Genomic DNA, 12,723 nt, shown 5'->3' on the forward strand with positions numbered 1-12,723 from the left:
ATTACAATCACCTTTTCCCTAACTCGTAATCTAATTTAAATATGCAATAATACCAAATAGTAACTTCTTTATTAAGTGCCTCCATAGTTTCATCAACCTTAAATCTATATTTAAATCCACACTTTTCGTTAACTCGTCTTGAGTTAGTATTATAGTCAAAGTGTCCACACCATATTAAATCTAACTCTAGTTCATTAAATCCATACTCAATAAGACACTTAACAGCTTCTGGAACAATTCCTTTTCCCCAGTACTTAGGATTAAGAACATATCCTACTTCTCTTTGATTTAAGTACATCAAACTTTCATCTGGCTTTCTATCATGAAGTCCAATTCCACCTATAACCTTATTTTCTTCTTTTAAAACAATAGCATAGTTTTCTCCACTTTCAATAAAGATTTTAATTATCTCTTTACTTTCTTCTTCACTTTTATGTAGTGCCCATCCAGCATTAGGTCCAACTAATGGACTTTTAGCATATTCATATAAATCTTTACTATCACTTTCTTTCCACTGTCTCAATATCAATCTATCGGTTTCTAAAGATTTCAATTTACTTCCCCCATTTCTAACTTTAACTTCCTAATATAAAAAGTATAACACGGCTGTCATTTTATAACAATTTGTCAAATAAAAAAGCCATTGTTTACTTAACAATAGCTTCTACACATAGTAATCTTATGATTTTTTCTGGAATTTAGGTTTTGGTTTATTAGTTGTATGTGATGTATGAGTTTGAATAACATCATCTGTTATCTCCATAGAAACTAGTTCCTCTGACGCTCTGCTTTTATCAGCTTTTCTTCCCTTAACCATGTTAATAACCTCCTTTATATTTTGATAAGGTTATTATGCTCATGATTGTACTTAATATTCTACTTTTTCTTGATACCAATTAGGCTTAAAACTTTTAAATCCATCATAAACATCATAAAGTTCCTCTGCATTTTTTATCATGTAATTAACTTCATCTTCTCCCAAAGGAATGGCCCAATATATTGATCCTATTGCATTTGTAACCATATAAACAAGAAGCAATCTAAAAAATTCATCTGGAACATCATTATTAAAATATCCATGTATCTGCCCTATCATAAAAGGAATACTAACTTGCCAAGTAAATATGCTCCTATTAAATTCCTCCCAGGGATCACCGTAGTCACTTCTGTTAAAATCAATAACTCCAAGCTCTCCTTCTTCTGATATCACTAAATTACCTAAATGAAAGTCTCCATGATGAAAGGTTTGTGGTCTATTTTTTAAATAGCATATACTTTCTTCTAGAATTTTTATGTATTTAAAATCCTCGGGTATATTTATTGAGCAATTCCTATAACCTTCTATCTTTTTTCTTATTTTAAGCCCATACCTTAAAGCCCAATCTTCTACATCTTCATTAAAAGGAATAGAATGAATCTTACTTAAGATTTCCCCTGCTTTTACTCCAAGTTCATACTGAGATTTCTCACTAAAGCCATTAATTACATCTACACAATCACTTCCTGAAACCCAGCTAAGAAGCATATATGAATTTCTATTTTCATTACAAACTCCAAATTCTATTGGTCTTTGCATATTTATTCCAGTAGTTTCAACCAACTTCATGAAATTAAATTCTTTAAGTTTATTCTCATAACTTGAATACTCAAACAGCTTAAGTAAAAACTTATCTCCATTTTTATCCTCTATAAAAAACTTTTTATCTTCTGAAAAACCTTTTAATACAGGTTCAATTTTTACCCAATCCTTGTACATAGGAATATCTTCTATAGCTCTTAAATCTTCCATCACCTATCTTAGCCTCTTCACAAAATTTATACCATCTTTCCACTGACCATTTATCTCTACTACATTTTTCACTCTATCTAAAAACTCAAACCCATTTTTTATTAATACTATTTGAGAACCAATATTGTCTATTGCTGTTCCAGCTTCTATCATATGTAGATCGTGTACTTTATACGCATATTCCAAAATAAGTTCTACAGCTTTTTTCCCATATCCTTTTCCTTGATATTTTTCAGCTATCCTATACCCGAGTTCAGCTTTATTGATATCTCCTCTTGCTACCGATACAAGATTTATTCTGCCAATAAGATTCTCAAACTCATCAAATATTAAGTACATGTACACTAACTCATCTTTTTGCTCCTCAACTAGCTCCTTTTGTATCTTTCTAAAATTGTTTATATCATAATATTCATTTCCTCTTGATGGAAGAATCTTTTCAAAAAAGTCTCTGTTCTCAACTTCAAATTTATAAAGTTTATCTGAATGTGATTCTTCAAGTAACCTTAATTTAATATTCATGTTAACACCTCTAATTACTAATCAAATATTGTAAAAGAGTTAGGATCAATATATGCCTTATAACACATTTCAATCTGCTCTTTTGTATTTCTTCCAGTAGACAACTCTGGTAAGTCATCTACTTTAAAAAGCCCACTTTCCTCTGTTTCTATGTTAGGGACAAATTCTCCCCCTACTAACTTACAAAGTACAAATATCTTATAGATTCCATAAGGACTAACTTCATCTATATGTTTACTTCTATCTAATACTGCAATTAATCTTTCTGCAATTACGTTTAAGCCTGCCTCTTCTTTCACTTCTTTAACAGCATTTTCTTTAACTGATAAATTTGATTCAGCCCATCCTCCAGGCATAGACCAACGTCCATCAATACTCTCCTTAACTAACAAAATTTCATTCCCAACAAAAATAGCTGCTCTTATATCAACTTTAGGAGTTTGATATCCAGTTTCATTACAAAACAATTCCTTAATCTTCTCACTGCTTGTTTCTGTATATTCCTCTAAGATCTCAACTGAAATATCTCTTATTTGATAAAATCTCTCTACATCATACTTATCCTTCGAATATTCTAATCCAGCTTGAGCTATAGACTGAAGCCTTTTAGCCCAATCAAGCCATCTTGGTTCCATAGGTATCCTCCTTTTAGTTATATATCTTTTAAAATAATATTTACACATATTTTTTAAAATTGCTAACACCTAAATTATACTATATTTTTACAGTTAGGTTGTAGATTTGTTTATATTATATTAACTTTCTATTTTTATATTGATTTTATAAATTTAGTAGTATACAATTCACTTGTGCAATACTAATAATTTCATGAATATCGATTAAATAAGGAGGATTATCATGTTACTTTACGCTATAATTTCTATTACGTCAGCGCTTATTTTTTATACCATTGGAGTATGGAGTGAAAAAATTCAAGGTGAGTTAAAGAAATGGCACTTAGTTGTTTTTTGGATAGGTCTATGTTTTGATACTCTTGGTACAACTCTCATGAGTAATATAGCTGGAGATGGATTTCAACTTAATTTTCATGGAATCACAGGATTAATTGCAATTGTTTTAATGTTATTCCATGCTCTTTGGGCTACATTTGTATTAGTAAAAAATGATGTTAAAGCTAAAGTCAATTTTCATAAATTCAGTATAATTGTTTGGATAATTTGGTTAATACCTTTTATATCAGGAATGATTATTGGAATGTCAAAATAGAGAAGTAGTGAAGAAGCTTAAAAGTTCTTCACTACTTCTCAAAATACTCTACTATTTCTCTACCACTTCTCAAATTTCTCAACTACTACTTTTTCTTAAACTTTGTAATTTTTCTGCAAAACTCATATTATCACCTCAACTAAAGACTACCCCACTACAGTTTTTATCTCTATACATTTCACTTTACATCCTGTCAACTCTAGGTTGCAATTAACCTATTCCATTTTATAGAATGAATTTATTTATTAGATAAATAATTGCTACACTTAACAGAACTATTGCCGTGGAAAGTAATAGAATTTTCACTATTCTATATTTAAATAGTTTTGATATGAAGTACCCCACTCCTTCAAATACAATTTCAAAGAGAAACTCAAATATAAAATCTAACATTTCAAATCAACTCCAGCCATCCTTCTTACTCTTTTATAAAACTATACCATATATTTGAATTAATAATAATTACTAACTTCTTAATTTTACTAAATATATAAGACATAAGAATATTTTTCCTATATTTGTCCATAATTCAAATAATAATCGATGTAAGGATATGATAAATTTATGCAAAATAACACTTTATCTAAAAATCTTCATACTAATTTACAAGTTATTAAAGACCTATTTAAAAATGATAGTACTCTAAAAATAAGAATATTTCAAAATGAATCTTTAGGATATATAGAGGGATGTATCATTCATATAGATGGAATGGTAGACAACAAATTTGTAAGTGAGAATGTAATAAGTCCTTTTTTAAAATCAGATTTCTCAAATTACAGTGGTTCTGATATATTTAAAATATTTAAAAATCAAATTGTTACTTCAAATGAATTAGAAGAATGTACTAGTCTTGATTCTATAGTAGATTCTATTTTAGAAGGCGATACTGTATTTCTATTAAATAATTCTAAATATGCTTTAATCATAGGTTCTAAAAATTTTCAAACAAGATCAGTAACGGAGCCAACTTCTGAAAAAGTTTTAAGAGGTCCAAGAGAGGGATTCACTGAGTGCCTTCTTACTAATATATCTTTAATAAGAAGAAAGATTAAGAATCCAAATTTAAAGTTTCAATTTAGGGAAATTGGTGAAGAAACCAATACTAGGGTTTGCATATGTCACATAGAAGGAATAGCCTCAAATAAAATTTTAAATGAACTTATAAAACGACTTGATTCTATATTAATTAATAGCGTGTTAGATTCTCAATATATCCAAGAAATCATAGATGACCTGCCATTATCGCCCTTTGAAACTATAAACAGCACTGAAAGACCTGATGCAGTTGCAGGAAAGTTACTTGAGGGAAGAATTGCTGTTTTTGTAGATGGTAGTCCTTTTGTTTTAACATTACCTTTTTTATTTATTGAATATTTTCAAGTTGATGAGGATTATTATAACAACTTTGTATTTATGTCTTTCAATAGATTGTTAAGAATTTTAGGTTTTATTCTATCCATAAGTATTCCTGCAATCTATTTATCTTTTGTAACTTACAATCAAGAAATGATACCTACTCCTTTATTAATAAGTATTTCTGCTGCAAGATTAGGAGTACCTTTCCCAACAGTTGTTGAGTCTTTTGTTATGCTGATAGTTTTTGAAATCCTCAGAGAAGCTGGCGAAAGAATACCTAATAACATGGGTCAGGCAGTTAGCATAGTTGGTGGTCTTGTTCTTGGTCAAGCAGCTGTAGAAGCTAGAATAGTTAGCGCTCCTATGGTTATTGTTGTAGGATTAACCGGTATATGTGGACTTTTAAATATTAGAGTAAAAGGAGCTGCTATCTTTTTAAGATTCTTTTATTTAATATTAGCATCATTATTTGGCATGTATGGATATATAATTGGACTTATATCTACGCTTATATACTTAATGAGTATATATTCTTTTGGAGTTCCTTATATGACTAGGGTTGGTTCAATAAAATTTCAAAACATAAGAGATTCAGTTGTTAGAGCTCCCTGGTGGTATATGGGCGTAAAACAATATATTATTGGTTCAAAATTAAGTATGAAAAATAAAAGGAAAACAGGTTATGGCGATGAAGATAAATAAAAAAACCTATATTTTGTTACTCTTTATTTTTATTTCTACTAACTTAAGTAGTTGCTGGAATTACAGAGAAATAAACGATATGTCCATAGTTTCTGGTGTTGCTATTGATAAAGGTGGTGCTGATGGAAAATATGAAGTTACAGTTGAACTAATTGACATACAACAAGGAAAGGACATAAATATGCACTCCAAATATATAACCCTTTCTGGTGATACCATGTTCGAAATTAGTAGAAACATGATATCTCTTATTGGAAAAAAATTATATTGGAGTCACTCAAAAAGCATAATTATAAGTGAAGATATCGCACGAGATGGTATTTCTGCAATACTTGATTTGTATAGTAGAGATGCTGAAACAAGAACAGATGCTTATATATTAGTCTCAAAAGAAAATACAGCTAAAGAAGTTTTAAAATCAAAACCAGTAACAGAAAATTATACATCTTTTGAATTATCAAAGCTTCTAAAAAACGAAGATACCTTATCCAATGTTCCTGTAGTAGACTTATGGGATATACTTGATACATTGGCTCAAGATGGTTTGAGCACATGGCTTCCAACAGTAAAAATCAATAAAAACAATGATGATAATATACTTCAAGTAGATGGTTCTGCAATTTTTTCTAAAGATAAACTTATAGGCTGTATTGATGAGAATTCTACAAAAAACATATTGTTTGCTAAAGATAAGGTTAAGGGAGGATTGCTGATTTTAGATAAAGAAAGTGAATCTCCTGTTACTTTTGAGATATTCAAAAATAAAACTACAATAAAACCAAGTGTTGAGAAGGGAAATTTACAGTTTAATATATATACCGATACAACTGTAAGTTTGGATGAAATACAATCCGATTATGAATTTTATACTGAAGAGGGTAAAAGTGAATTGGAAAATGAATTATCTGATATGCTTCAAAAGTCTATCTATTCTTCAATAAAAAGAATTCAATCTGAATATGGTGCTGATATTTTAGGTTTTGGTGCAAAACTATATGAAAATAATCCAGCTACTTGGAATGATGTAAAAGATGATTGGGATAAAACATTTAAAACGTTGACTATATCAGTTAATTCAAAAGTTAATATAAAAAATAGTGCAGTTACATCTAAACCAATAAAAGTAGGTGATTAAGTGTTAATAGTAATTTTTTCAGCTTATATACTGATATTTTTAAATGATCAAATTCCTCTTTATAAGCAAGGACTTAAAAAAGACTTTTATCTTAGCACAGTTATATTAACCTTATCCTTAATTATATCGGTTTTAATAACCCTAAGAATAAAAATTCCTAGTCCATCTAGACCATTAGAACAACTAGTTAAATTAATTGTTGAAAGGATTTAATAATGAATAAAGAAACAATTTCTGATAGCCAAGGGTTTAGTATAGTAACCTTATTTTTCTTGGGGAGTATTGCAATATTAGGAACTGCTAGCGAGGCGAAAAATGACAGTTGGATTTCTATATTAATTGCTATTGTACTCTCTATTCCTGTAATATTTATTTATGCTAGAATTTTATCTCTTTTCCCAGGAAAAGATTTTTTTGATATATTAACTATAGTGTTTGGTAAATGGATAGGAAACTTTTTTTGTATAATATACACTTGGTACTTCTTTCATTTGGGAACTTTAGTTTTACGTAACTTTGGAGACTTTATGAATACTCTTGCCTTTCCAGAAACTCCATCTATAGTTTCTATCTTGTTCATAAATGTATTATGTATATTAAGTGCCAAATATGGTATTGAAGTCCTTGGCAGAAGTTCTAAAGTTCTTTTAATCATATGTGTAATTGTATTGTTAATCATTCAAGTTTTATCCATCCCACAATCACATTTTAATTATATTAAACCAATCTTAGGTAATGGATTACTTCCTGTGCTTAAAGGTGCTTTTTCAGCTTTCACCTTTCCATTTGCAGAATCTATAGTTTTTTTAGGAGTTTTTAGTTCTTTAAAGAAAAAAAATTCCCCTTACAAAATACTATTCTCAGCTTTATTAATAGGTGGTGTTATAATTTCTATAGTCCAGATAAGAAATATAGTTCTTATAGGTAATAACGTATTATCCTCACTATATTTCCCTTCTTATATTGCTGTAGGAAGAATTCATATAGGGGACTTTTTTGAGCGAATGGAAGTAACAGTATCTATTGTTTTAGTTGCTTCAATATTTGTTAAAATAAGTGTATGCTTAATAGCTACCTGTAAAGGGATAAGTAAACTTTTTAATACTAAAAGCTATAAATCCATAGTTATTCCAACCAGTTTATTAATGAGCTATTTTGCATATTTTATTTTTGATAGCACAATGGAAATGCTTAATTGGGCTACTGTAGTATATAAATTTTACGTAATTCCTTTTCAAATAATTATACCTATTATTACAATCATCTTTATTGAAATAAAACGTAAAAAAGGCATATTAAAAACAACTTAGTAGCAAATAATCTCTATAACAAATTAGGTTATAGAGATTACTTTTAATTATCTGTAAATTTCAGCTCACTTATTACTATTTCTTCATTTGGATTTGGTATAGGCAAGGTCTGAGCCCCTAATGATTGGTTTGGACTTGGTACTGGTATATCTTTTACTCTTCCATCTGTATTATCTATAACTTCTGAAATGTTATTATCTTTTCCTTCATCTTGAGTTTCGTAAGACTTATAAGTTATTCTTGATTTGATTTTAGATTCCTCATTAGTTGGTTTTAATATTAAAAAGGATAAGCAAAAAATCATAAACGTCATAACTAAATATCTTATTGCCCTTTTCACTAAAACCATCTCCTTTTACTTTTTTCTTTATATACATATTACATAATATATTTCTATATTCCTATTTTATTATTTTAATATGTTTTCTTGCTCTATAATTAAAAAATAAAATACTTCCTATCAAAATCCAAGTAGCCATCATAATAACTATTCTATTTGATATAAAGATGCAAGCTACTCCAATAAGAAGACTGCATAAGCTGGCTGAAATACTTTGCCAAATCATAACATTATTAAGCTTTACTTCATCTATAATCTCATATTTTTCTCTTCTAAGTCCATTTATAGCTTTAGGCATGTTCTTCCTATTCTTAAAAACAAAAATCCCGCCTAAAAAAGCTACTAATACAAATATTATTCCTGCAATTTGATAGTTCATAAAAAGCCCCCCAATTTTATTATTTTATATATTATAGCATATATGTCTTTATTCTTTAAATAACAATTACGGGGCTTTTATAGGTATTATTAATTTTCTTAACATTTAAGGTTTATAATAAACAAAGTTTCTCTTCTTCAATTACTTTTTTGTCTATTCTCGGAAATAAAATTTCAAACTCACCAATTTCTTTTCCACCTTCAATATTTAATATATTCCAAGATGATTGAAGCTCTTCTGTTGAAAACCAACTCTTTATCTTCTCAGAAGACTCTGGTAAAAATGGATGAAGTAAATTAGCTATATTTATTATTGAAAACAAACAATTATATATACTTTCTTCACACTTTTCTTTATCTTCATCTATAGTTATCCAAGGGGTTTCCTCATCAAAGTACTTATTAATACTTCTTATAAAGTCAAAAATTCTCCCTATGGCAACTTTTATTTCTCCTTTTTCTATACTATCACCTATATTTTTGTATAGATTTTTTATTTTAGTTTCTATGGAGTCATTTAGTTTTCCATTAGGTATTTTATTCTCTAAATACTTTTTAACAAATACTAAGGTTCTATTTACTAGATTTCCATAAGCTCCTAAAAGTTCACTATTATTACTGTTTACAAATTCTCTACAAGAAAAATCAGAATCTCTTTTTTCAGGTGAATTTATAAAGAAAAAATATCTTAAAGTATCTGACTTATATCTATCAATTATATCAGGTACCCATACCGCCCAATTATTGCTTGTAGAAATCTTTTTACCTTCTAATGTCATGTATTCACTAGAAATTATCCTATCTGGAAGTTTCTCATAACCTATACCTTTTATTAATGCAGGTAATATAATAGAATGAAAAGGAATATTGTCTTTCCCATGGATATAGTAGGCAAGTGCTTCATCATTCCAGAATTTATCCCAGTCTTCCCCGCCTTCTTTCCCCCATTTTTTACTTGCCGTAAAATACCCCAGCACTGCATCAATCCATACATAAACTTTTTTATCTTCATATCCTTCTATAGGAATATCTATTCCCAATGATAAATCTCTTGAAATTGCTCTATCTTTTAATCCTTCCTTTAAATATCTCAATGTGTTATTTATTGCGTTTAATCTCCAGTTTTCTTTTGTATTTTCTAGATTAGTTTTAATATCATCTTGAAACTTTGACAAAGCAAAATATAGCTGTTTTGTATTTTTAATTATAGGTTCATTAGAGCATAACTTACATTTTCTATTTAATAATTCAATAGGCTCTAATAAACTTCCACAACTATCACACTGATCTCCTCTTGCCTTATTTCCACATTTAGGGCATATTCCTTCCACATATCTATCTGGCAAAAATTGATCACACTTTTCACAATATATTTGCTCCACGTTTTTTTCATATATATACCCCTTATTATAGAGTACCTTTATAATATTCTGAACCTCATTTTTGTGAAATTTATCATCAGTTCTTGAATAATAGTCATAAGAGAATTTCAGCTTATCAAAACAATTTTTAAATTCCTCATGATATCTGTCTGCTATATCACGTCCCTCTACACCTTCTTCTTTGGCTCTAATTGCTATAGGTGTTCCATGGCAATCGCTACCTGAAACATATAAAACCTTATCTCCCTTCGCTCTATAGTACCTTGCTAAAACATCTCCTGGTAATAGTGCCGCAATATGTCCTATATGCAAAGATCCATTAGCGTATGGCCATGCTCCTCCAATAAAAATATTTTTCATCTTTAACTCCTCCTTTAAATTACAAAATAAAAAACTCCCGTTCCCAAGAATTTAATTCTTAGGAACGAGAGTAAAAACTTCGTGTTACCATCCTATTTCATTTATAAGTCACCTTATAAATCTTCTCAAGTACGTCAATTAAGCTTGATTATACTCTATCACTATAACGGGTGAACCCGTTGCAGCCTTAAATTCTTAAAGAAATCTCGGTGCACTACTCCAAGGCCATTTTCCTTTTAATATCCTTCGCTTCTTCTCACCAAATAGAAACTCTCTGTAAAAGTATTTTTAAAAGTACTTTCCTTTTCCTTGCATTTAAATAAATTATACACTTAAACATATCATAGTCAATAGTCTATTAAAATATATCATAGAGTTTCTCTTCATTATTGACTTTATTAACTATAAGTAACTTAAGAGGAGATTTTTTATCACTCCTGTCATGACCTAAAAAACATAATGTGTTATCATCAATTTCTCCATAATAACTTCCAAACTCCATAGGACTATACTTTTCGCTATATTTTCTATAAACATCATAGTCCCCTTCTTTAATACCTACATATCTATCTTCAAATTCCCTATTATCAACTATATCCAACTTATCTTTTTCAATATCATATAAATATGTATTCTTGTTTTTTATTTCAGCCCCACTATCAGCAGTGTTAAACATTATAATTTTTGAACCAGTATTATCTACTCCATAAAAAGTGGTCTCTAATCCTTGGATATTATTCATATCTATATCTTTTAGGTCTAAAGCCCTAGAGATTTCTTGTTTTTCTAAATCATAAACCATAATTCCAACAGCACCACGAAGAATTGCTTTATCTTTAGAAAAATAAATTAAATCTGTAAATGAACCTCCGTACTCACTTTTTTTAATCTCCTCTATAATTTCATCCATATTCTTGTTAATTTTTGCTGCTTCGTTATTTCTACACCCAGCAAACACACTAATAATTATAAAAACAACTGTTAATAAACTAAGCTTTTTTTTATTCCTCATATCCCACCTACCCTTTATTAAGAGATTCATTCTCAGTCATGATTTTCTATATATGAAATTTTCTTATTTTCATACATAAGCATGTCTATATGTTTAAAGAATTCATCTGCTTCCATTTTAGAATTACAACTATAGATATCGTACCCTATTGAAAAGTTAAGGTTGTATGGTTTTAAATTACTTACATTAAAATTCTCAACATTTTTTCTTATTCTATTTACTACCTTATCAAGAGTTTGTCCATTATATATGTCTGTTATAATCACAAACTCATCTCCTCCAAATCTTGCTATAAAATCATCTGTATTTAAACTTCTTCTTATAATCTCAACTGAATCTTTTAATGCCTCATCTCCAATTTTATGTCCAAACCTATCATTTATAGATTTAAATTCATTCAAATCCAATAGTATTGCTGAAAATGATTTGTTTTCAGTTGAATTCCTAATTCTTTCTCTTATATACTCATCAAGTTGTCTTCTATTATATATTCCAGTTAGGTAATCAGTATTTATTCCCCTATTTTGTATGTTAAAATATATAATTAATAAAGATAACATCATTCCAACCCAATTTAAGGAGTACCCATAAAAAAGTACTTGGATAGTTGTCCCAATTGCCATTGGAATAAAATAGACAATCATAGAAATATACTTGCGTTTTTCAATGTACTGTTTATGTTTAATTAAATACATTAAGGAATATATAAGAAGGCCATAACAATATGCTACATGTAAAGCAAAATAAGGACCTCTATGATATATATTATTTTGGTCAACATAAAAAAAGCTTCCAGTAAATAAGCTTATAATGCATATCATTAAATTTAATAGGAAAAATGCCATCAAAGCCTTTTGTTTTTCTTTAACCTTAACATCACTAGAAAAAACATGATAACTAGTATAAAGAACACTTAAAGATGGTGGAATGGGTTCTAGCACATAAAGTAAAAAATTAAAACCAGTATTCAAAGTTAAATTCATAGATCCTTTAAGTCCATTAAATTTCCAAGCAAAAGCATCTATAATTATCATCACTATATTGGCTAAAATCATAGCTTTAAACAATTTATATTGCATTGAAATATTCTCTGAACTGCTTCTTATATTTAAAAATATAAACACTAAAATTATAAGAGATACTGTATTAGCATCCAATGTTTTTAAAGTCACCTTAACCGCCCCATATTAAATAATATTTTAATATT

General features: G+C 28.7%; 15 protein-coding genes and 1 other annotated feature. Of the genes, 5 read left to right on the plus strand and 10 right to left on the minus strand.

The features are described 5' to 3' along the window. Positions 1 to 7 precede the first annotated feature (7 nt). The 5 genes from L1S49_RS02515 to L1S49_RS02535 all read right to left on the minus strand — a co-directional run bounded on the left by L1S49_RS02515 (position 8) and on the right by L1S49_RS02535 (position 2,946). The gene (locus L1S49_RS02515; protein ID WP_238902421.1) at positions 8 to 553 is read right to left on the minus strand and encodes a GNAT family N-acetyltransferase; all 546 of its coding nucleotides are present in this window, start codon (positions 551 to 553) and stop codon (positions 8 to 10) included. A 126-nt stretch (positions 554 to 679) separates the two neighbouring features. Beyond that, positions 680 to 817 carry a hypothetical protein gene (locus tag L1S49_RS02520; protein ID WP_238902422.1) on the minus strand — a complete coding sequence of 46 codons (138 nt, stop codon included), beginning with the start codon at positions 815 to 817 and terminating at the stop codon, positions 680 to 682. Positions 818 to 868: 51 nt separating this feature from the next. Then, positions 869 to 1,789, minus strand: coding sequence for a phosphotransferase (locus tag L1S49_RS02525; protein ID WP_238902423.1), 921 nt, complete (start codon positions 1,787 to 1,789; stop codon positions 869 to 871). A gap of 3 nt (positions 1,790 to 1,792) precedes the next feature. Further along, on the minus strand, positions 1,793 to 2,311 hold the full coding sequence (locus L1S49_RS02530) for a GNAT family N-acetyltransferase (protein ID WP_238902424.1): 519 nt from the start codon (positions 2,309 to 2,311) through the stop codon (positions 1,793 to 1,795). A 17-nt stretch (positions 2,312 to 2,328) separates the two neighbouring features. Beyond that, entirely contained in the window at positions 2,329 to 2,946 is a 618-nt protein-coding gene (locus L1S49_RS02535; protein WP_238902425.1) for an NUDIX hydrolase, read from the minus strand. A 223-nt stretch (positions 2,947 to 3,169) separates the two neighbouring features. Here L1S49_RS02535 and L1S49_RS02540 point away from each other — a divergent pair, with 223 nt between their 5' ends. The 5 genes from L1S49_RS02540 to L1S49_RS02560 all read left to right on the plus strand — a co-directional run bounded on the left by L1S49_RS02540 (position 3,170) and on the right by L1S49_RS02560 (position 8,044). Then, positions 3,170 to 3,538 (plus strand): HsmA family protein, encoded by a 369-nt coding sequence (locus tag L1S49_RS02540; RefSeq protein WP_238902426.1) that lies wholly within the window; start codon positions 3,170 to 3,172, stop codon positions 3,536 to 3,538. A 564-nt stretch (positions 3,539 to 4,102) separates the two neighbouring features. Further along, positions 4,103 to 5,599, plus strand: coding sequence for a spore germination protein (locus L1S49_RS02545; protein WP_238902427.1), 1,497 nt, complete (start codon positions 4,103 to 4,105; stop codon positions 5,597 to 5,599). Further along, positions 5,580 to 6,734, plus strand: coding sequence for a Ger(x)C family spore germination protein (locus tag L1S49_RS02550; RefSeq protein WP_238902428.1), 1,155 nt, complete (start codon positions 5,580 to 5,582; stop codon positions 6,732 to 6,734). Before L1S49_RS02545 ends, L1S49_RS02550 begins: the two co-directional genes overlap by 20 nt. Further along, positions 6,735 to 6,947 (plus strand): hypothetical protein, encoded by a 213-nt coding sequence (locus L1S49_RS02555; RefSeq protein WP_073022437.1) that lies wholly within the window; start codon positions 6,735 to 6,737, stop codon positions 6,945 to 6,947. A 2-nt stretch (positions 6,948 to 6,949) separates the two neighbouring features. Continuing rightward, a complete protein-coding gene (locus tag L1S49_RS02560) occupies positions 6,950 to 8,044 on the plus strand; it encodes an endospore germination permease (protein ID WP_238902429.1) in 1,095 nt (364 codons plus the stop codon). Between the two features lie 43 nt (positions 8,045 to 8,087). Here the strand turns inward: L1S49_RS02560 and L1S49_RS02565 are convergent, their stop codons facing one another. The 5 genes from L1S49_RS02565 to L1S49_RS23365 form a co-directional block, all read right to left on the minus strand. Next, positions 8,088 to 8,384 (minus strand): hypothetical protein, encoded by a 297-nt coding sequence (locus L1S49_RS02565; RefSeq protein ID WP_238902430.1) that lies wholly within the window; start codon positions 8,382 to 8,384, stop codon positions 8,088 to 8,090. A gap of 61 nt (positions 8,385 to 8,445) precedes the next feature. After that, positions 8,446 to 8,763: a hypothetical protein gene (locus L1S49_RS02570; protein ID WP_238902431.1), complete on the minus strand. Its 318-nt coding sequence runs from the start codon at positions 8,761 to 8,763 to the stop codon at positions 8,446 to 8,448. A gap of 112 nt (positions 8,764 to 8,875) precedes the next feature. Continuing rightward, positions 8,876 to 10,504, minus strand: coding sequence for a methionine--tRNA ligase (gene metG, locus L1S49_RS02575; RefSeq protein WP_238902432.1), 1,629 nt, complete (start codon positions 10,502 to 10,504; stop codon positions 8,876 to 8,878). Positions 10,505 to 10,561: 57 nt separating this feature from the next. Continuing rightward, positions 10,562 to 10,823 (minus strand) — a binding site (T-box leader). A gap of 39 nt (positions 10,824 to 10,862) precedes the next feature. Then, on the minus strand, positions 10,863 to 11,516 hold the full coding sequence (locus tag L1S49_RS02580) for a hypothetical protein (protein WP_238902433.1): 654 nt from the start codon (positions 11,514 to 11,516) through the stop codon (positions 10,863 to 10,865). A gap of 32 nt (positions 11,517 to 11,548) precedes the next feature. After that, on the minus strand, positions 11,549 to 12,688 hold the full coding sequence (locus L1S49_RS23365; RefSeq protein ID WP_238902434.1) for a diguanylate cyclase: 1,140 nt from the start codon (positions 12,686 to 12,688) through the stop codon (positions 11,549 to 11,551). Positions 12,689 to 12,723 lie beyond the last annotated feature (35 nt).

Source organism: Clostridium sp. YIM B02506, assembly GCF_022324845.1.
GTDB lineage: Bacteria > Bacillota > Clostridia > Clostridiales > Clostridiaceae > Clostridium_T > Clostridium_T intestinale.